This window comes from Ramlibacter sp. GCM10027632, from assembly GCF_042675325.1.
In the GTDB taxonomy this organism is placed as follows: Bacteria; Pseudomonadota; Gammaproteobacteria; order Burkholderiales; family Burkholderiaceae_C; genus Ramlibacter.
Window position 1 is genome coordinate 99,315 of record NZ_JBHTGW010000003.1, and the last position, 19,708, is coordinate 119,022.

The following is a 19,708-nucleotide window of genomic DNA, read 5'->3' on the forward strand; positions in this document are numbered from 1 at the left end:
GTGGCACTGCGGCACTGTTAGGTGCCTAACACCCACGCGATGCCGCCGCCCAGTTGCCGCATAGCGCGACGGCGCGCGGACAACCACAACCCCGCTTTTCCAACCTCACCTGACAGGCACCCAGCCATGATCCACCCCATCCCCGCCGAGTACGACAAGAGCGCCCGCGCCAAACGCACAGACGACGAATATGCCGCCCACCTGCGAGAAGTCCCCGACGACCCCCTGCGCAGAATCGACCTGTACCGCGACTGGCGCCGCGAGCGATACACGGAGACCGGCATGGAGCCCGCCGGGTCCGACGCGATGTACCACTTCAACGACGTCGGTCGCGCGCTAAGTTCCGCCGCATGGTGCCTATGTGGCAGGGAGCCCGGCTACGCGACCCGCGAGCGCCCTCGCACTGCACTGCGGCACGTGGCGAAAACCTTCGGCTGGCGGTACTGCCGTGGATTACAGGCGCTGTATGACGGCCTCGTAGAGGCCGGAGTCTCGGCGGCAGAACGAAACCGCATCCGTCAGCACTGCAACGAGTTCGAAGCGGATTTCCGGCCGCGGCTCGAAGCGGCCTACCTTGTCAATGGCCGGGGCCAAGCCCCGGCCGTAGCCGGCGAAGTGCTGACGTTGTTTGTTGACCACATGGGAGAGCTGTGCAACTGGATCACGTTGACGAATTGGCCCAGCGTGGTGCTGGAGTTCGAACGAGACCTACAACAGGCGGCGGCGTATTTGCGCGACGTGCCGATCCAGTACGACACGCGCCGGAAGCCGCGTAAGAAGCGCTGGCAATTCTGAGCCTCGCGCGGCTAGTCTGGTTCTTTCCGATCCTCGGGGGAAGTCGGATTGGCCGCGTCTTGCGATAGCGTGAAAGGAATCAAGTCCTCTGCGCGATCCGCCCAAACTTTGACCTTGGCCCCCGGCAGCAGTTGAGCCCGATGCGCCTCGGCCGCCTTGCTTCGCTGCTCCATTACCCGCTTGCGCTGCTCGCTTTGCTGCTTGGGTGTCATCTGCGTCTTTCGTGAATGCCGCCGGTCGCAGGGGATCGGATCGGTGGGCATCAGCTTGAACCAGTCCTTTGGGCACTCGTACTCGAACTTGCAGTTCGTGACCGTGGCTGCGCCGATGGTTGGCGGGTTATTCATGGATGTGTTCGCTTCAAACGGCCGGATCGGTGCCTCTACTGCGCGGGCTTCGATAGGACGAACGGAACCAGATCCTCCTTTTTGTCCGCCCACACCCGAGGTTTGGCCTTGGACGGGCCCTTGGCCGCCAGCGCCTGGATTCGCGCCTCGATCCGCTTGCGAAACTTCTCTTTGAGCCGATCCTGCTTGGTCTGCTGCATAGGATTACTTTAAAAATGTAATCACATTGATTCGACGGTCTATTACCCGCCTAGGCTGCTCGCGCACAGAAGACTTCGCCCTGAGGCTTCAGTAGTCTGCAAGCTCTGAAAACGAGCCGGCATATACGCCGGCTCTGATGGTAAATCCGCTTCAGCAGTTTAGAAACAGCCGCATTGCTGCTTGCCGCTAGGTGTCGGCCAGCACTGGTAGCGCGTCCCGGGCGGGCAAGCAGCCAGAGCAGCGGAAATGGAGGAGACGATCAGAACGCAGGCAATAACAAGCTTCTTCATCTTGAACCCTTTCGAGGACGCGAGGACGATGTTTGAGTTAGACAGTCCCAATTGACTGTCGCTTGTCAGTTTGACGATTAAATTTGGCTGGGTCAACCCAAACAGGAGCAGGACGAAGGGGCGATATGCAGCACCCTGCAGATCGCCTCGGCCCAGAAGGTTTACACCGCCTATCCGGCCCCACGTCTGATGCCTCCAGTGCCTATTCGTGTCGCTCCACGGAACAGGAAATCCTCAGTCAGGTCCCGCTAATCATAAAAGCTCTAAAGTCATCCAGCGGCCAATCAAAACAGTCGACTCGCGATTTCACATCGGATCTCACCGCTGGTGTATGAGTGTCTCCATCCCGCTTGATCGGGGTTCTTGGTTGACAAGACGCCTCGCGTTTGCAGGACGCCAGTAAGGCGATTTAGAGTAAAACTAGACATCCAACTGATCAACTCACTGTCGCCCCGACATTGCCAGTAAACCGAGTCGTCCGAGACCGAGATTAGCGCGGCCTCATCACTCATGCACGCACCAAGATAGCCCTGCATTCGCACCTTACGGTCTTGCAAATCAAGCTTCAAGCTGCTTCCCTCAATGTTGGTTGTCTCTTTCTCCCTGCCGTCGAATTTCGAGGGAAGAGCGCCGCGACAGACTAGATTGACCGATCCCGAAGACTGCGCATTCGCCAAGTTTGCACTGCCCATCAGGCTCGCAGCGACGCCAATAATTGACAATGAACTAAAAATCCTCATATGCATGCTAACCTTAACATTTAGAGGGTCAAGCTTCGAAACTCAGTCGGCCACTTGATTCGCTCGTGTCTCTAAAGCGATTCATCGCTGCTCCGCGTGCTCCGACTCAGTGCAGATCCTTCTTGTCCGGCGGAAAATTAAGATCGCCGAGACCCTCGATGAATGCTTTTGCCTTTGCGCTCATCGGTGGCAGCCCCATCCTGATCCGCTGATTTTGGAAAGTCTTAACAGGGGGCTGCTCTATGGCCACACACGCGCCAGCGCCCGCAAGTTGTTGGAGTTGCTGATCGGTTTTGCACAGCGTCACGTTTTTTGCGCATGCCTCGCAATACCTCACGTCCTGAGTGGCTGTTAGCGTCAGCTTGTGCCAGTCTCTGGGGCACTCGAATACCAACTCGCAATTTGCAATAGCAACGGTACCTTTTTTGGGGTTTGAGTTCACGATGCCATTCAATTTGACATGTATCGTACTTGACTGGCCGATCGACGCAAGCCCCCAACTTTGGTTCCGCGCAAAGAGCCGGTCGTGAAGGTACGGGGGAGGGTCTCGGTCGTGGTCCCCACCCCCCGGGGTCGCAAGGCACGCGCAGTGCCAAACACATAGGGCACGTCGCATCGGGTCCACACCTTGCGGACATCGCGCCCGAGGTGAACAGCGCGGCGAACGAAAAAGCACATTCAGGCCATCTTAAAGCCAATATTTTCATTGACAAACTATGATTGATGAACTACATTTAAATCACAATCAACTGTGAGCCAAAACCAATGAGCCACATCAACACGGCAAGCCTGATACGCGACATCAGCAACGACGACCTTTGCGAGTTGGCGACGGAGAGCCAGGGCAACACGGCGCAAACCGTGGACGCCCTGATTGAAGGCGTACTGGCCCGCTGCGGCCATGCCCTGGATGACGCCGCGCACGCGGCTCTGATCGCCATACAGCGACTGCACGTGCCCCAGCTTCAGGATGCTTTTGACGAGCTGGAGGCGTTGCGCCATGCCGCGTGAACAAACTCACGTGTTCAAGCCTCCAGCGGAGGAGGTATGCGCCGATCTAACGCGGCGGGCCAAGGTGGCATGGTTCGCCAGCGAGGCGGACGCCGGGCACCCGGACGACACCAGCGGCTACGTCACGTTCAAGGGACTGGGCTACGTGGTGTTGCGCCACGCGGGGATGGCGCTGGCCGTGTATCGGGTCAGGAGCGACAACCTGATGCTGCGCCGGATGAAGCGGCCCCCCAAGGGGCTGGCGTGACAATCGAGAGTGCCAAGCGACGAGGGCCTGTGGGTAACAGTGCGGGTAACGCGGTGTGCATGTATGGGCGAGATCGAGCATTCATGCGGGTTTCAAGGCATGATGGGAATGACGCCCTCCCGCCAGGTCACAAGCAAAGACGCCCCTTCCGGGGCGTTTTTCATTAGTCACCCCTCATCGTACCCATCAACCTTCATCTGGTTGGTGCGTCGTTCCACTGGGCTGATTGAGGGGTCTCTGGCACCCCAAAAATTCCAGATTGCCAGCAGCATGCCGTCGTTTGGCAATGATCAGAGCCTGTGTCGGACCGAGTTCTGACATCAGCCCTGAGAGGAGCCCGTAAAGTCGCTTCCCAGCAATCACTCGGCAGCTCCATTCAAGCAGGTCGGGGCGCCCTTTAACCGTCCATCCGGACGCGCTTTTTTCTCTGGCCCAGTCGCGCAAGTAACAGACCTTCCAGGCGGTCCGAATCACACTCGCATGCGTTGATGCCCTCAACGTCTCCAGCGAGCTTCACGAGGACCCAGCTATGAATAGGGATGCTTCAATGCAATACCCGCGCGGTTTTGACCTGAGGGGGCGCGCCTGCCTTGTGACAGGTGGCGGCCAAGGCATCGGCGCGGAGATATGCCAATCTTTGGCGCGTGCCGGGGCCGCGGTGCTGGTGACCGATCTCAACCCGAAGAGTGCTCAGCGTATCGCTGAGACACTTGGCGATGAGGGGTTCATGGCGCATTGCGCCGCCCTGGATGTCACCCGTGAGGACGACTGGCAGCGCGTGATCGACCTGGCCCGTGCGCAATGGGGCGGCCTCGATGTGCTGGTCAACAACGCGGGCGTGTTCATGGTCAAGCCTTTGGCGGAAACCTCCCTGGAAGATTTGCGTCGGGTCAACGGACCGAACATCGAGGGCGTGTTTCTTGGGACGCGCGCGGCCTTGCCCCTGCTGGCCGATCCTGTCCGGCGCAGTCGCAGCACCGCATCCATCATCAACATGTCTTCCGTGGCGGGTTTGCGTGGCGCGGCGGGGGCATCGGTCTATTGCTTGTCCAAAGGTGCGGTACACCTGTTCAGCAAAGCCTGCGCCCTGGAATTGGCGCCCCAGCGCATCCGCGTCAATTCGGTTCATCCTGGCATTGTCGAGACCGACATGGGGCAGGCCGCCATCCGCCTTCGCGGCGGAGGCAACATCGTAGAAGGGCACCGGATAGCCAGGCAGGCCTATCCCCTGGGTCGGGTGGGCCAGCCTGAAGACGTTGCATCTGCGGTGCTCTACCTCGCCAGTGAGGCCTCCTCCTTTGTGACGGGCAGCGAACTGGTTGTTGACGGTGGCGTTACTGCGCGCTGAGGGTCACCCGCAGTCGCAAGCGCCCATGGAACGAGTCATGCCTGACGATACGAATGAACCTCGCCACAAGCCTGGCCGCACCTCAGGCTCCTTGCATGGATTGACTGTCCTAGACATGACCTCCATCGTCATGGGCCCATCTTGCATGCAGGCCCTGGGTGACATGGGGGCCAATGTGATCAAGGTCGAATCTCCCTAGGGCGACACGCTGCGCAGCGCGGGGCCGTCGCGGCATCCGGGAATGGGGGCCCTGTTTCTCAACAGCAATCGAAGCAAGCGAAGCATCGCCCTGGACCTGAAGAAGGAGCGCGGACGCCAGGCATTGCTCCGCCTGGCTGAAGGTGCGGACATCCTGGTCTAACACATCCGTCCTCAAGCCATGATCCGGCTGGGCCTGGGCTGGGAGGCCGTGCATGCGGTCAATCCCCGGTTGATCTATGCGGGTGTCTTCGGTTGCGGCCAGGATGGTGCGTATGCGGCCCTGCCGGCCTACGATGACCTGATTCAGGGCGTCAGTGGCCTGGCGGCGCTTTTCCACCGCAGCACGGGTGAGGCGCCGCGCTATGTGCCCAACGCGATCGCGGACCGTGTCACGGGTTTGAGCGCCGTGGGCGTGATGCTGGCCGCGGTGATCGAACGCCAGAGCAGCGGCTTGGGCCAGCGCATCGACATCCCCATGTTCGAGACCCTGGTGTCCTTTGTCCTCGCCGACCACATGGGCGGGCTGACCTTTGAGCCGCTGCTGGACCGGGGCGGGCACGCCCGTCAATTGTCAGCGTTTCGCAGGCCCTACCGCACGCGGGATGGGTACATCAGCGCCCTGGTCTACAGTGACCGTCAGTGGCAGGGCTTTTTCCAGATCATGGGGCGGGAAAAAGATTTCTTTGAAGACCCGCGCTTGCGTGACGTCTCCACGCGGCTGACCCACATTGACGAGCTGTACGCCGAGGTCGAGGAAGTCTTGGCGAAGCAGGACACGCAGCACTGGCTGGATGTCGTTCGCTCCTCCATGAGAAGTTCATGGTTACCGCCGCCCCGCTTCCTTTGTTGTCCGGCCGGTTGACTGTAGATCGCGAGCAGTTCTTCGACGCGCTGCGCCGTGAGCCTGCCAGGCCGAAACCAGCATGCGGCGTCATCAGGTCGACCGTGAAGCTCACGTATGACGCCGACCAGTAGCCGACACCAATCAGCGGCATCACGGCCTTGTTTCGTGTGTCGCCTCGTCGTTGGTGGGCGGCCGGTGCTGGCGCCGCCGTGATGGCGGCAGCGCCCGCCAGCGCCTGTTCCTGGCTTCTGGCAGGGCTGCCCCGTGGAGCGGGCATAGGCGCCGCAGCGTGGGATGGCCTCCGGGGCACGCGCCTTGCAGCCTTCATCATTCGACTGCTGTTCATCAGTCCTGCTCCATGGGGCAATTGGCGAGAAAGGGGAACCGCTCGAGGCTAGTGGCTGGAACGGCGCGCAACCATCGTCTCGACTTCGGCGAGGGCCCAGGTCAGGGCCTCCTGCGCGGTCGGTTCGACGCCCACCTCGGCGGTGACCTCGTCGGCTTGCGCGAGTAACGACTCCAGCAGCTTCTGGACTTCCCTCAGGGCGTTGACGGCCTCATTGCAGTCGCAGTTCGTTGTCATTGCGTAGGCTCCAGGACAATTCCTCGTGGGTCCAGGAAGACACCCTATCGGCATCGTGGCTTCCTGGGCGCCACAGGCGCCGGAAGGCACGCCGCACCGCAGTACCGGGGGAGCGCCGCGCCCCATCAGGTTTCCGGGATCCCTGCCTCGTTCGCCAGGATGCCCGGCGGCGCCCAGCGGGGGGCCGCCCTTTGCCTGCTCGCTGCCTCGCCCGTGGCTGGCGTGCGCCGAGGCACTGCCGCTTCCACACGGGCCGCCTGCCCACGCGGCCGCTTCGTTCCTGCTGGGACGCCGCCGGTCCCTTGGCTGGCGACCGACGCGACGCCGCTGCTGACACTGGCCGCTTTGCGTCAGCGGGTGCCCGCACGATGGATCGATCCTCGCCCCCTTCCCATTCCAAGCCCGGGGCACTCCCGGTCACGCCCCCGGGCGCCGCGCATCAGCGCCAGGAGATCCGGTCCAGCCGGGTCGGCGCCTCGTCGGCCCGCCTGCACGGCCGCCTCGTGGGCAACGCCTTGCAAGCCGCGGAGCTGAAGTCACCCGCGCGGGCCGCGGTCGACCCGCCGCCCGAGACTGGCGCACCGCTGCCGCAGCGTCACCGGCGCGTCCTGTTCCCTCAGGAAGACGGCGCCGGGCCCGCCGCGGCCTTGCCCCCGAAGCTGGCCGACGGCGTCCTGGACCTGGGCGTCGGCGGCGTGATCGAACCCCGCACCTTCGCTGTCGTCGTCGCCAACGCACTCGATGCGTACCGGGCGCTGCCGCCGGCCCCGGCGCTGAAGGCCCTGGCCGACGGGCTCGTCGTGCGCTCCGGCCGGCTTCCTGCGCCGGTCCTCGCCGCCCTGGGCGAGGTGCTGGCCGGCGCCCTGGCCGCGGCCGGCGTGCCCCGCGACGCCGCGATGCAGGCGCTGGTGCAGGACCTGCTGGCCCCCGTCGCCCAGCGGGGTGATGCCCTCGACGCGGCCGCCCTGGCCCTCGGCCTGCGGCGGGCCGACCCGCCGCAGCGGCGCCGGGACGCCGGCCCCGGCCCCGCGCTGCTGCGGCTGAAGGACCCGCTGCGGGCCTGGGTCGACGGCGCCCGCCGCGACCAGGGCGAGGAACTGCACGCCATGCTCGTGTGCGCGCTGGAACTCGGCGGCCCGGCGCCCGATGCGCCGGTGCCCGGGCGGGCAGCGGCGGGCGGCCCGCATACCCGCCGGGTGCTGGCCTCCGGGCCCGACACCCTGGGGCGGCTGCTCGCGCGCGATCCCGTCCAGCTGCTGCAGGTCGAGGGCATGGGCAGCCTTCGGAAGCTCTCGCTCGCGGCCAGCGCCCTGCGCCTCATGGCCGCAGACAACCCGGCCCGCCTGCAGGCGCCTTATGCCCGCCTCGCCCGTGAAGGACCGCAGGATGCCGAGTGGCTCGGGTTCCTGGTGCTGCTGCGGCAGGGGCGTGAGTCGGCGGGGGTGGGCGTCTGGTCGGCGGCCCACCTGAAGCGGGACACGCAGGACACCCTTCTGCGGATGACCCTCACGCAGGCCGCCCCCCTCTGGGCCGACCAGGTCGAGCGCATCGCCGAGGAGGCGGACGAGCGCCTGGAGCAGGAGGATCGCGGCCTGCGGGCGGCCTGGGCGTCGAGTGTGGAAGTCGAGACCAAGGGGGGCGCGGCGGCCGACCCCGCCGTGAAGGCGGCCCTGGAGCGTTCGACGGCCCGGGTGGGGGCCTGGCGCAGGCAGCAGGAGGCCCAGGCCGAGGAGAGGGCGGTGGCCGAGGTCGTCGGCTTCCTCGCCGGCTTCCAGGAGGGGGCCTGGCTGGCCATCCCGGGCCGCAAGCCCTCGCAGGAGCAGCGCAGTTTCGTCGAGGGGCGCGAGCGCGCCCTGCGGGAGTTCTCCGCGCTGGCCTGGTCCGGCAACTCGGTGGCGCTGCGCAAGGCGGCACTCCTGGCCGACGCGGTGGCCGCCAGGCTCGCGGACGCGCTTTCGGGTGCCGCGGCACGGCGCTGACGCTTCCGTCGCGGGACCGTCACGCGATTTGCATACACTTCGCGTTTCGTCCCGACTTTTTCGCTGCGCCAGCGCCCGAAGGCCCGCCCATGAAATTCCGCTTTCCCATCGTCATCATCGACGAAGACTACCGCTCCGAGAACACCTCGGGCCTGGGCATCCGCGCCTTGGCGCAGGCCATCGAGGCCGAGGGCTTCGAGGTGCTAGGCGTCACCAGCTACGGTGACCTGGCCCAGTTCGCGCAGCAGCAAAGCCGCGCCAGCGCGTTCATCCTGTCGATCGACGACGAGGAGTTCACGCCCGGCCCCGACCTCGACCCTGCGGTGCTGAACCTGCGCAGCTTCATCGAGGAAGTGCGCCGCAAGAACAGCGACGTGCCGATCTACATCTACGGCGAGACCAAGACCAGCCGGCACCTGCCCAACGACATCCTGCGGGAGCTTCACGGCTTCATCCACATGTTCGAGGACACGCCGGAGTTCGTGGCCAAGCACATCATCCGCGAGGCCAAGAGCTACCTGGAGAGCGTGCAGCCGCCGTTCTTCAAGGCGCTGCTCGATTACGCCGAGGACGGCTCCTACTCCTGGCACTGCCCCGGCCACTCCGGCGGCGTGGCCTTCCTCAAGAGCCCGATCGGCCAGATGTTCCACCAGTTCTTCGGCGAGAACATGCTGCGCGCCGACGTGTGCAACGCGGTGGACGAACTGGGCCAGCTGCTGGACCACACCGGCCCCGTGGCGGCCAGCGAGCGCAATGCCGCGCGCATCTTCAACGCCGACCACTGCTTCTTCGTCACCAACGGCACCTCCACCTCGAACAAGATGGTGTGGCACCACACGGTGGCCCCGGGCGACGTGGTGGTGGTGGACCGCAACTGCCACAAGTCGATCCTGCACTCGATCATCATGACCGGGGCCATCCCCGTGTTCATGCGCCCCACGCGCAACCACTTCGGCATCATCGGCCCGATCCCGCAAAGCGAGTTCGAGCCGGCCGCCATCAAGGCCAAGATCGCCGCCAACCCGCTGCTGCAGGGGGTGGACCCCGAGTCGGTCAAGCCGCGCGTGATGACGCTGACCCAGTCCACCTACGACGGCGTGCTTTACAACACCGAGACCATCAAGGGCATGCTCGATGGCTACGTGGACACGCTGCACTTCGACGAGGCCTGGCTGCCGCACGCCGCCTTCCACCCCTTCTACGGCCCGTACCACGCCATGGGCAAGAAGCGGGCGCGCCCGCGCGAGTCGCTGACCTTCGCCACCCAGTCCACCCACAAGCTGCTGGCGGGCATCTCGCAGGCCAGCCACGTGCTGGTGCAGGACTCGCAGAACCGCAAACTGGACCGGCACCTGTTCAACGAGGCGTACCTGATGCACACCTCGACCAGCCCGCAGTACGCCATCATCGCCAGCTGCGACGTGGCCGCGGCCATGATGGAGCCGCCCGGCGGCACCGCGCTGGTGGAGGAGAGCATCCTGGAGGCGCTGGACTTCCGCCGCGCCATGCGCAAGGTCGACGAGGAATACGGCGACGACTGGTGGTTCAAGGTCTGGGGGCCGGACCACCTGGCCGAGGACGGTATCGGCCGCGCGGACGACTGGATCATCCAGGGCGAGGAACGCGACGCCAAATGGCACGGCTTCGGCAGCCTGGCCGACGGCTTCAACATGCTGGACCCGATCAAGTCCACCATCGTCACGCCCGGCCTCGACCTGAACGGCAAGTTCGCCAAGACCGGCATCCCGGCATCCATCGTGACCCGCTTCCTCGCGGAGCACGGCATCATCGTGGAGAAGACCGGCCTCTACAGCTTCTTCATCATGTTCACCATCGGCATCACCAAGGGCCGCTGGAACACGATGCTCACGGCGCTGCAGCAGTTCAAGGACGACTACGCGCGCAACCAGCCGATGTGGCGGATCATGCCGGAGTTCTGCCAGCAGCACCCGCGCTACGAGCGCATGGGCCTGGCCGACCTGTGCCAGCACGTGCACGAGATGTACGCCAAGTACGACGTGGCGCGCCTGACGACCGAGATCTACACCTCGCCGCTGACCCCGGCGATGAAGCCCAGCGATGCCTTCGCCTACATCGCCCACCGCAAGACCGAGCGGGTGGCGATCGACGACCTGGAGGGCCGCATCACCACCTCGCTGATCACCCCGTACCCGCCCGGCATCCCGCTGCTGATTCCGGGCGAGGTGTTCAACAAGAAGATCGTCGACTACCTCAAGTTCTCGCGCGAGTTCAACGCCCAGTGCCCGGGCTTCGAGACCGACATCCACGGACTGGTGGAGGAGGTGGGGGAGGACGGCAAGCCGGCGTACTTCGCGGACTGCGTGAAGGCCGACTGAACCTTCGCGCCCGGACCTGGCGGGCCTCAGATCTCGTGAATGCGCAGGCAGGTTTCGATCTCGTTGTGGGGATCGAAGCCGCGCACGAGGCCCGGAATGCGTTCCATGCGGATATTCGTCCTGCGCAGCAGGTCGGCCTCGATGTTGGCGGGTGTCGGGCACGGCACCAGAAAGCGCTTGCCGATGGCGCCCGCGCAGTTCGCCCGCTGCCCGGTGAACAGCCGGCTCAGGACATTGAGGAGGACATAGGCCCGGGCCGCGCGGTTGTCCGCGACCCAGTCCGTCTGTACGACCACCTCGGTCACGCGCGCCTCGGCGCGGGCCATGCCTTCGCGGCCGACTCGGGCCCGAGCCAGCAGGCCCAGGCGCAGCGGCGCGATCACCGTCGCATCGACGTCGTTGCGCAGGGCGGCATAAGTCGCCATCGCACCGCCCATGCAGTGGCCCGCCAGCTTCAGGGTGTACGCGGGCTGAGCAGGTTGCGCGCTCGCCAGCTGCCGGTTCACCGATTCGAGGTGCTGCTTCAGCAAGCGGGTCATCAGGGCCGCCTGATCGAAGCTCTTGGGGGGCGTCAGCCCGAGGACGTTCAGGACGGCCCGCACGCCTGAGCCGACCCGATTGCGCTGGTTGCCCGCACCCCCGAACGTGACCGTCACTTCCCGCTGCGGGTTGACCGTCACCAGGGCAGTGAAGCCGGTCTTGGGATCGTGGAGGGTGTTCGGGAAGTGATGCTGGACCTGTCCAGGCACCGGCAAGGGCTCGCGGCCCAGGGCCGCCGTGGCCCGTTCGCTGGCGGCGACCAGCGGACCCAGCCCGGCGTTCAACAGAGAGGAATTCATCAGGGCCGGGGGCAGGAGGGCGGGACTCTCGCGGACACCCAGGCCTGGCATCGGCACCCGGTGCAGGAAGGCATCGGCGCTGGCCGCGACCTCCTCGGGCGTCGACGGCCGGGGTCGCACGGGAAAGGCCTGCGGTCGGTAGACGTGTTCTGCGAGGCGCATGACGGCGATCATCTCCTGGCACCGCCCCGGTGGAAGTTCGGGATGCAATCGGCCGGTCTCCGCGCAGCGCAACTTCGCCAGGGACGTCGGGGGATGTCGTTCGGAGGCAGGCGCATCATGCGGGCGGACGTCACCGGGCGGTGTCAGGGGTACCGCCGGGGCAGTGCCGCCGCGAAGGCGGGAAAGGGCGGCCCCGATATCCGCGATCGAGGCTCCCAGTTGCTGCGTGAAGTACTTGAGGCCGTGCCCGATCGCGAGGTCGGGGCGTGGCGCCAGCGCGGTGAACCAGTTCGAGGCGAGGGAGTGGTCGATGGTGTCGGCCATGGGGAGTCAAGGGCCAAGCCAGGGGGACGGGGCGCTGCCTGGGTGTTCCTCGCGGGCCGCCAGTTCCGCGCCCCCCGCGAACCAGCGGTCATGAGCCGCCAGCCGACGTTCCAGCTCGTCGAGCTCGTCGCCGTCGAACTCCGCCACGCACTCGGCCAGCCGGGCCGCGAGTGAACTCGCGGCATCGCAGAAGCCAGCCACGGCCCGCAGGGCCAATTCGTCACTGCACCCCTCGATCGGGCGGCGCCAGGAATAGACGAGGGTGCGCGTGCCCAGATCCAGGCCGATCGCACCGCCGTGGGTCTCTTGCTGGTGCAGGTTGAAGGCAAGGGCCGTCACCATTCGCACCACGTCCCGGGGGCCCTCCAGGACGGCGAGGGCAGCGTAGAGGACGAGGTCTTCGCCATCCGGAGAGCGTGAGACCGCGACAGCCACGCCATCGTGCGCCTGCAGGTGGAGCACGCCATCCTCCGTGACCGAGGCTCCTGTGCCGAAGCCTTCGTTCAGAAGCTGAGCGATCCGCGCGGGCCCGGGGCCTGATCCTGCCATCACGGAAAAATAGTACGGAGGAATTCAATTTTCAAACCGCGCGCCACCGGTGCCGGGCCAGGCTCCGCGGATGGACGAAAAAAAGCCCGCCGATGGCGGGCTCTTCAGGGGAAGGCCGCGATCAACCCTCGGCCGGCTCCGCGATCCCGCCCACCACCTGGCTGAAGCCGCCATCGACATAGGTGATCTCGGCGGTCACGCCGCCGGCCAGGTCGGACAGCAGGAAGGCGGCGACGTTGCCGACGTCCTCGATGGTCACGTTGCGGCGGATCGGGGAAGTCTCGGCGACCACGCTCAGGATCTTGCCGAAGCCCTTGATGCCGGAGGCGGCCAGGGTCTTGATCGGGCCGGCGCTGATGCCGTTGACGCGCATGCCCTTGGGGCCCAGCGACTCGGCCAGGTAACGCACCGAGGCCTCGAGCGAGGCCTTGGCCAGGCCCATGGTGTTGTAGTTGGGGACGGTGCGGATCGCGCCCAGGTAGCTCAGGGTCAGCAGGGCCGACTTGTCATTGAGGAAGGGCAGGGCGGCCTTGGCCATCGCGGGGAAGCTGTAGGCGCTGATGTCGTGGGCGATCTTGAAGCCCTCGCGGGACAGGCCGTCCAGGAAGTCGCCGGCGATGGCCTCGCGCGGGGCGTAGCCGATGGCGTGCACGAAGCCGTCGAACTTGGGCCACACCGCCGACAGGTCGGTGAACAGCTTCTCGATCTGGGCGTCGTCGCCCACGTCGCAGTCGAAGACCAGCTTGGAGCCGAACTCGGCGGCGAACTCGGTGATGCGGTCCTTGAATCGCTCGCCCACGTAGCTGAAGGCCAGCTCGGCCCCCTGCGCATGGCAGGCCTTGGCAATGCCGTAGGCGATGGAACGGTTCGACAGAACCCCGGTGATCAACAACTTTTTTCCTGAGAGGAATCCCATGGTCGCTCGCTTGTGAAAAATCGGCAGAATTGTCGCATGCGAGGTTTGCCGTGGTTCTTTGCCTTCCTGTGCCTGCTCCTGACCGCCGCGCCCGCCCGGGCGGGGCATGCGTACGCGCAGTTCGGTGACATCAAGTACCCGCCGGGCTTCACCCACTTCGACTACGTGAACCCGGCCGCCCCCAAGGGCGGCGAGATCCGCATGGTGCCGCCGACGCGGCCCACCGCCTTCGACAAGTTCAACCCCTTCACCCTGCGCGGCACCGCGCCGCACGCGCTGGCCTCGCTGGTCTTCGAGTCCCTGCTGACCGGCACGTTCGACGAGCCCACCACCGCCTACGGGCTGCTCGCCGAGGATGTCTCGGTGCCGGCGGGCGGGCTGTCCGCCACCTTCCGCCTCCACCCCAAGGCCCGCTTCCATGACGGCAAGCCGGTGCTCGCCGCCGACGTGGTGCACTCGTACAAGACCCTGGTCGGGCCTCTGGCCGCGCCCCAGTACCGCGTGCTGTTCGCCGAGGTGCGCGATGCCGTGGCCGTGGACGAGCGCACCGTGCGCTTCGACTTCGCCGTGCCCAACCCCGAGCTGCCCCTGGTGGTGGGCAGCATGCCCGTCTTCAGCCGCGACTGGGGCCGCGGCAAGCCCTTCGACCAGGTGGTGACCGACGCGCCCCTGGGCTCCGGCCCCTACCGCCTGGCCAGCCTGCGCTTCGGGCGCGACGTGACCTACGTGCGCGACCCGACCTACTGGGGCGCCGGGCTGCCGGTGCGCCAGGGCCTGTTCAACTTCGACCGCATCACCTTCAAGACCTACCTCGACGAGACCTCCCGCTTCGAGGGCCTGAAGGCCGGCGAGTTCGACTTCATGCGCGAGTTCATCTCGCGCAACTGGGCCCGCCAGTACAAGGGCCGGGTGTTCGACTCGGGCGAGGTGGCCAAGCGCGCCTTCGAGAACCGCAACCCCGGCGACTTCCAGGGCTACGTCTTCAACCTGCGCAAGCCCAAGTTCCAGGACATCCGGGTGCGCCAGGCGATCGCCCTGGCGTTCGACTTCGAGTGGATGAACCGGCAGCTGTTCTACGGGCTGTACAAGCGGGTCGACGGGTACTTCCCCAACTCCGAGTTCCAGGCCCAGGGCCTGCCCGGCCCGGACGAACTCGCGCTGCTCGAGCCGCTGAAGGACCGGCTTCGCCCCGAGGTCTTCGGGCCGGTGCCCAAGTCGCCCGGCACGGCGCCGCCGGGCAGCCTGCGCGAGAACCTGCGCCAGGCCCAGGCCCTGCTGGCCCAGGCCGGCTGGACCTACCGCGACGGCGCCCTGCGCAACGCCCAGGGCGAGGCCTTCACCATCGAGTTCCTGAGCGACCAGCCCTCGCTGGTGCGGGTCGTCACCCCGTTCCAGAAGGCGCTGGAGAAGCTCGGCATCCAGCTCACGTTCCGGCAGGTCGACTTCTCCCTGGCCAAGCAGAAGATGGACCAGTTCGACTTCGAGCTCACGTCCTCGCGCGTCCCGGGCAGCACCGCCCCGGGCGGCGAGCTGATCGAGCGGCTGGGGTCGCAGGCGGCCCGCACGCCCGGCTCCAGCAACTACTGGGGCATCGCCGACCCCGCGGTCGACGCGCTGCTGCAGAAGGTGGTGCAGGCCCGCACCCGCCCCGAGCTGCGCGCCGCCCTGCGCGCCCTCGACCGGGTGCTGACCCACGCCCACTACTCGGTGCCGCACTACTACGGCAGCAACTTCCTGATCGGGTACCGGCCGGGCCGCTTCCAGCTGCCGGCCACCATCCCGCCGTACTACGACGCCCACAACTGGGCCATGTCCACCTGGTGGGCCTCGCCCTCGAACCGCTAAGCCATGGCCAGCTACATCCTCAAGCGCCTGCTGCTGATGATCCCCACGCTGCTGGGGGTGCTGCTGGTCACCTTCGCGGTGATCCAGTTCGTGCCGGGCGGCCCGGTCGAACAGATGGTCGCCCAGCTCCAGGGGCGCGACACGGGCGGGGAGGGCGCCGCGGCCTCCGGCGCCGGCTACCGCGGCCGCCAGGGCGTGGACGACAAGCGCATCGCCGAGATCAAGGCCCTCTACGGCTTCGACAAGCCGGCCCACGAGCGCTTCCTGCAGATGCTGTCACAGTTCGCCCGCTTCGACCTGGGCAAGAGCTTCTACCAGCACAAGGACGTCTGGGAACTGGTCAAGGAGAAGTTGCCGGTCTCGGTGAGCCTGGGCCTGTGGACCTTCTTCCTGTCCTACCTGATCGCGGTGCCCCTGGGCGTGGCCAAGGCGGTGCGCGCGGGTTCGCGCTTCGACCTGGTGACCACGCTGTTCGTGCTGGTCGGCTACGCCATCCCCGGCTTCGTCCTGGGCGTGGCGCTGCTGGTGGTGTTCGGCGGGCAGCTGCAGTGGTTCCCCCTGCGCGGGCTGACATCATCCAACTGGGAGCAGCTGAGCCTGGCCGGCAAGGTGGTCGACTACCTCTGGCACATCTGCCTGCCGGTCACGGCCATGGTGTTCGGCAGCTTCGCGGTCACGGCCATGCTCACGAAGAACAGCTTCCTCGAGGAGATCCGCAAGCAGTACGTGCTGACCGCCCGGGCCAAGGGCCTGGACGAGCGCCGCGTGCTCTGGAAGCACGTGCTGCGCAACGCGCTGATCCCCATCGTCACCGGCTTCCCGGCGGCCTTCATCGGCGCCTTCTTCACCGGCTCGCTGCTGATCGAGACGCTGTTCTCGCTCGACGGCCTGGGCCTCCTGAGCTACGAGAGCGTGATCCGGCGCGACTACCCGGTGGTCCTGGGCACGCTGTACCTCTTCACTCTGATCGGCCTGGTCACCAAGTTGATCAGCGACCTGAGTTACGTCCTGGTGGACCCGCGAGTCAAATTTGACTGAACCCGTCTCCCTCAGCCCCGGCCGCCGCGCCTGGCAGCGCTTTCGCCGCAACCGGCTCGGTTTCGTGAGCCTGGTGCTGTTTGCCTTCATGGTGCTGGCCAGCCTGGCCGCGGAGGTCGTGTCCAACGACCGGCCGCTGCTGGTGCGCTACGAGGGGCAGTGGTACTTCCCGCTGGTCAAGGACTACCCCGAGAAGACCTTCGGCGGCGACTTCGCCACGCCGGCCGATTACCTCGACCCGTTCATCCGCGAGCGCCTCACCGCGGGCGGCAACTGGGCGATCTACCCGCCCAACCCCTACGGCCCGAAGACGCTGAACTACTTCGCGAAGCTGCCCAATCCCGCCGCACCGTCCCCCGAGAACGTCTTCGGCACCGACGACCGCGGCCGGGACCTGCTCGCGCAATTGATCTACGGCTTCCGCGTGAGCGTGCTGTTCGGGCTGGCGCTCACCGCGATCGGCGTCCTCCTGGGAGTGATCACGGGCGCGGTGCAGGGTTACTTCGGCGGGCGCACCGACCTGGCCTTCCAGCGGTTCATCGAGATCTGGGGCTCGATGCCGGAGCTGTACCTGCTGATCATCTTCAGCGCGGTCTTCGCGCCCAGCGTCGCGCTCCTGCTGGTGCTGCTGTCCCTGTTCGGGTGGATGGGCCTGTCCGACTACGTGCGGGCCGAGTTCCTGCGCAATCGCCAGATGGACTACGTGCGCGCCGCCCGCGCCCTGGGCGTGGGCAACCTGCGCATCATGTGGCGGCACATCCTGCCCAACTCGATGACCCCGGTCGTGACCTTCCTGCCATTCCGCATGAGTGCCGCCATCCTGGCGCTCACCTCGCTGGACTTCCTGGGCCTGGGGGTGCCGCCCGGCACGCCCTCGCTGGGCGAGCTCCTGAGCCAGGGCAAGGCCAACCTGGACGCCTGGTGGATCTCGCTGTCCACCTTCGGCGTGCTGGCTGTCACCTTGCTGCTCCTGACCTTCATGGGCGACGCGCTGCGTGATGCGCTCGACCCGCGCAAGGAGTCGGCATGAGCGCCGGGCCGCTTTCTTCCCGCCCCGGCAGCGGCGCCTTGCGCGAGGCGCCGGACCAGCCCTTGCTCCAGGTGCGCGGGCTCGGCGTGTCCTTCGGCGGCCGCCCGGTGGTCCATGGCGTCGACTTCGACATCGCGCCCGGCGAGAAGCTGGCCCTGGTCGGCGAGTCGGGCTCCGGCAAGACCGTCACCGCGCTGTCTCTGCTGCGGCTGGTGCAGGGCGCCAGCCTGACGGGCTCGGCGCGGCTGGCGGGCGAGGGCGCGTCGCGCGACCTGCTGCAGCTGTCCGAGCGCGAGATGCTGGGCGTGCGCGGCGACGACATCGCCATGATCTTCCAGGAGCCGATGACCGCGCTGAACCCGCTGTTCACGGTGGGCGACCAGGTGGCCGAGGTGCTGGAGGTCAAACAGGGCCTCGGCCGGCGCGCGGCCTGGGACGCAGCGGTGGAGGCCCTGGCCGCCACCGGCATTCCCGACCCGGCCCGGCGCGCCCAGTCCTTCCCGCACCAGCTTTCAGGCGGCCAGCGCCAGCGCGCCATGATCGCGATGGCGCTGGCGGCCCGCCCCCGGCTCCTGCTGGCGGACGAGCCGACGACGGCGCTCGATGTCACCCTGCGCGGTCAGATCCTGGACCTGCTGTCCGACCTGCAGCGCCAGACCGGCATGGCCGTCCTGATCATCACCCACGACCTGAACCTGGTGCGGCGCTTCGCCGACCGGGTGGCGGTCATGGAGCAGGGCCGGCTGGTGGAGCAGGGGCCGGTGGGCGCCGTGTTCACGGCGCCGTCCCACCCCTACACCCGCCGCCTGATCGACAGCCGCCCGGTGCGCGACGTGCCCGAGGTCCCGCCGGCGCCCGACGCCCGGCCCGCGGTCGAGGCCCGCGGCGTTCAGGTCGCCTACCCGGTGCCGGTCCCGGGACTGCGGGGCTGGTTCCGCCGGGGCGAGTTCATTGCGGTCCACGAGGCCGGCTTCCGGCTGATGCCCGGGCGTACCCTGGGCGTGGTGGGCGAGTCCGGCTCGGGCAAGTCCACCCTGGCCATGGCGACGCTGGGCCTGGCGCCGCACCGCGGCGAACTCCAGGTCGCCGGCCGGCGCTGGCAGGCCGGCACCACGGCCAACCGGCCCCTGCGCCGCCTCGTGCAGGTGGTGTTCCAGGACCCGTTCTCCTCGCTGTCCCCGCGCATGACCGTGGAGGAGATCGTGGGCGAGGGCCTGGTGGTGCACGAGCCGGCGCTGCCCGAGGCGCAGCGGCGCGAGCGGGTGCTGCAGGTGCTGGCCGAGGTCGGCCTCACGCAGGACCAGTTTCCGGGCCTGCTGGCGCGCTACCCCCATGAGTTCTCCGGTGGCCAGCGCCAGCGCCTGGCCGTGGCCCGGGCCCTGATCGTGCGCCCGCAGGTGCTGGTGCTGGACGAGCCCACCAGCGCGCTGGACGTCACCATCCAGCAGCAGGTGCTGCGCCTGCTGCAGCGGCTGCAGCATGACCACGGCCTGAGCTACCTGCTGATCACGCACGACGTGCAGGTGATCCGGGCGATGGCGCACGAGGTGTTGGTGATGAAGGACGGCCGGATCCTGGAGTCCGGCCCGGTCGAGGCGGTGCTCGACGCGCCGCGCGACCCGTACACCCAGGCCCTGGTGGCGGCGGCCGCATGATCCCGCAGGCGTCCACGCCCATCGACCCGGCCGAGGTGGAGGTCACCGCGGTGCGGGCGCAGGGCGCGGGCGGGCAGAACGTCAACAAGGTCTCCAGCGCCATCCACCTGCGCTTCGACATCCGGCATTCCTCGCTGCCCGAGGACCACAAGGCCCGCCTGCTGGCGCTGCGGGACCACCGCATCACACGCGACGGCGTGCTGGTGATCAAGGCCCAGGAGCACCGCAGCCAGGACATGAACCGGGCCGAGGCTTTCGGGCGGCTCCAGGAGCTGGTGGACAGCGTGGCGCGGCCCCCCAAGGTGCGCCAAGCGACGAAGCCGACGCGGGCTTCGCGCCAGCGTCGGCTTCAGGGCAAGAAGCTGCGCGCTGAGGTGAAGCTGCTGCGCGCACCCGTGCGGGGCTGA

The 19,708-nt window shown here is 66.9% G+C and carries 18 protein-coding genes and 1 pseudogene; 12 read left to right on the forward strand and 7 right to left on the reverse strand.

The features are described from left to right. The first annotated feature begins 126 nt into the window (after window positions 1-126). Window positions 127-795, forward strand: coding sequence for a hypothetical protein (locus tag ACFQZY_RS06460; protein ID WP_377414113.1), 669 nt, complete (start codon window positions 127-129; stop codon window positions 793-795). Between the two features lie 11 nt (window positions 796-806). On the opposite strand, the gene ACFQZY_RS06465 is transcribed toward ACFQZY_RS06460, so the two are convergent. From ACFQZY_RS06465 to ACFQZY_RS06475, 3 genes are all read right to left on the reverse strand, one after another. Next, entirely contained in the window at window positions 807-1,142 is a 336-nt protein-coding gene (locus tag ACFQZY_RS06465; RefSeq protein WP_377414116.1) for a hypothetical protein, read from the reverse strand. A 35-nt stretch (window positions 1,143-1,177) separates the two neighbouring features. After that, window positions 1,178-1,342 carry a hypothetical protein gene (locus ACFQZY_RS06470; RefSeq protein ID WP_377414119.1) on the reverse strand — a complete coding sequence of 55 codons (165 nt, stop codon included), beginning with the start codon at window positions 1,340-1,342 and terminating at the stop codon, window positions 1,178-1,180. A 1,137-nt stretch (window positions 1,343-2,479) separates the two neighbouring features. Next, window positions 2,480-2,827, reverse strand: a complete 348-nt coding sequence (locus tag ACFQZY_RS06475; protein ID WP_377414121.1) for a hypothetical protein — start codon at window positions 2,825-2,827, stop codon at window positions 2,480-2,482. A gap of 311 nt (window positions 2,828-3,138) precedes the next feature. Here ACFQZY_RS06475 and ACFQZY_RS06480 point away from each other — a divergent pair, with 311 nt between their 5' ends. The 4 genes and pseudogenes from ACFQZY_RS06480 to ACFQZY_RS06495 all read left to right on the forward strand — a co-directional run bounded on the left by ACFQZY_RS06480 (window position 3,139) and on the right by ACFQZY_RS06495 (window position 6,042). Further along, a complete protein-coding gene (locus ACFQZY_RS06480; protein WP_377414123.1) occupies window positions 3,139-3,384 on the forward strand; it encodes a hypothetical protein in 246 nt (81 codons plus the stop codon). Next, on the forward strand, window positions 3,374-3,631 hold the full coding sequence (locus tag ACFQZY_RS06485) for a hypothetical protein (protein WP_377414126.1): 258 nt from the start codon (window positions 3,374-3,376) through the stop codon (window positions 3,629-3,631). Before ACFQZY_RS06480 ends, ACFQZY_RS06485 begins: the two co-directional genes overlap by 11 nt. Before the next feature lie 547 nt (window positions 3,632-4,178). After that, window positions 4,179-4,979, forward strand: coding sequence for an SDR family NAD(P)-dependent oxidoreductase (locus tag ACFQZY_RS06490; protein ID WP_377414128.1), 801 nt, complete (start codon window positions 4,179-4,181; stop codon window positions 4,977-4,979). A gap of 37 nt (window positions 4,980-5,016) precedes the next feature. Beyond that, window positions 5,017-6,042 (forward strand): annotated as a pseudogene (locus ACFQZY_RS06495) (CaiB/BaiF CoA transferase family protein). 376 nt (window positions 6,043-6,418) lie between these two features. Here ACFQZY_RS06495 and ACFQZY_RS06500 read toward each other — a convergent pair. Then, a complete protein-coding gene (locus tag ACFQZY_RS06500; protein WP_377414130.1) occupies window positions 6,419-6,607 on the reverse strand; it encodes a hypothetical protein in 189 nt (62 codons plus the stop codon). A gap of 368 nt (window positions 6,608-6,975) precedes the next feature. Here ACFQZY_RS06500 and ACFQZY_RS06505 point away from each other — a divergent pair, with 368 nt between their 5' ends. Together ACFQZY_RS06505 and ACFQZY_RS06510 are read left to right on the forward strand one after the other, a co-directional pair. Next, a complete protein-coding gene (locus ACFQZY_RS06505; protein ID WP_377414132.1) occupies window positions 6,976-8,586 on the forward strand; it encodes a hypothetical protein in 1,611 nt (536 codons plus the stop codon). Window positions 8,587-8,675: 89 nt separating this feature from the next. Next, window positions 8,676-10,943, forward strand: coding sequence for an Orn/Lys/Arg decarboxylase N-terminal domain-containing protein (locus ACFQZY_RS06510; protein ID WP_377414135.1), 2,268 nt, complete (start codon window positions 8,676-8,678; stop codon window positions 10,941-10,943). Window positions 10,944-10,969: 26 nt separating this feature from the next. Here the strand turns inward: ACFQZY_RS06510 and ACFQZY_RS06515 are convergent, their stop codons facing one another. From ACFQZY_RS06515 to fabI, 3 genes are all read right to left on the reverse strand, one after another. Continuing rightward, window positions 10,970-12,268 (reverse strand): hypothetical protein, encoded by a 1,299-nt coding sequence (locus ACFQZY_RS06515; RefSeq protein WP_377414138.1) that lies wholly within the window; start codon window positions 12,266-12,268, stop codon window positions 10,970-10,972. A 6-nt stretch (window positions 12,269-12,274) separates the two neighbouring features. After that, the gene (locus ACFQZY_RS06520) at window positions 12,275-12,817 is read right to left on the reverse strand and encodes a CesT family type III secretion system chaperone (protein ID WP_377414545.1); all 543 of its coding nucleotides are present in this window, start codon (window positions 12,815-12,817) and stop codon (window positions 12,275-12,277) included. A gap of 121 nt (window positions 12,818-12,938) precedes the next feature. After that, complete coding sequence (fabI, locus tag ACFQZY_RS06525; protein WP_377414141.1) at window positions 12,939-13,733, reverse strand: enoyl-ACP reductase FabI; 795 nt, start codon at window positions 13,731-13,733, stop codon at window positions 12,939-12,941. Between the two features lie 36 nt (window positions 13,734-13,769). Between fabI and ACFQZY_RS06530 the strand changes: the two genes are divergently transcribed. Genes ACFQZY_RS06530 through arfB form a run of 5 tightly spaced genes read left to right on the forward strand, consistent with a single transcriptional unit; the run spans window position 13,770 to window position 19,708 of the window. Continuing rightward, window positions 13,770-15,578 carry an extracellular solute-binding protein gene (locus ACFQZY_RS06530; RefSeq protein WP_377414144.1) on the forward strand — a complete coding sequence of 603 codons (1,809 nt, stop codon included), beginning with the start codon at window positions 13,770-13,772 and terminating at the stop codon, window positions 15,576-15,578. Window positions 15,579-15,581: 3 nt separating this feature from the next. After that, window positions 15,582-16,616 carry a microcin C ABC transporter permease YejB gene (locus ACFQZY_RS06535; RefSeq protein WP_377414146.1) on the forward strand — a complete coding sequence of 345 codons (1,035 nt, stop codon included), beginning with the start codon at window positions 15,582-15,584 and terminating at the stop codon, window positions 16,614-16,616. Continuing rightward, a complete protein-coding gene (locus ACFQZY_RS06540; protein WP_377414148.1) occupies window positions 16,609-17,646 on the forward strand; it encodes an ABC transporter permease in 1,038 nt (345 codons plus the stop codon). Before ACFQZY_RS06535 ends, ACFQZY_RS06540 begins: the two co-directional genes overlap by 8 nt. Continuing rightward, entirely contained in the window at window positions 17,643-19,301 is a 1,659-nt protein-coding gene (locus ACFQZY_RS06545; RefSeq protein WP_377414150.1) for an ABC transporter ATP-binding protein, read from the forward strand. The genes ACFQZY_RS06540 and ACFQZY_RS06545 overlap by 4 nt, the downstream gene beginning before the upstream one ends. Further along, window positions 19,298-19,708: an alternative ribosome rescue aminoacyl-tRNA hydrolase ArfB gene (arfB, locus tag ACFQZY_RS06550; protein ID WP_377414152.1), complete on the forward strand. Its 411-nt coding sequence runs from the start codon at window positions 19,298-19,300 to the stop codon at window positions 19,706-19,708. The genes ACFQZY_RS06545 and arfB overlap by 4 nt, the downstream gene beginning before the upstream one ends.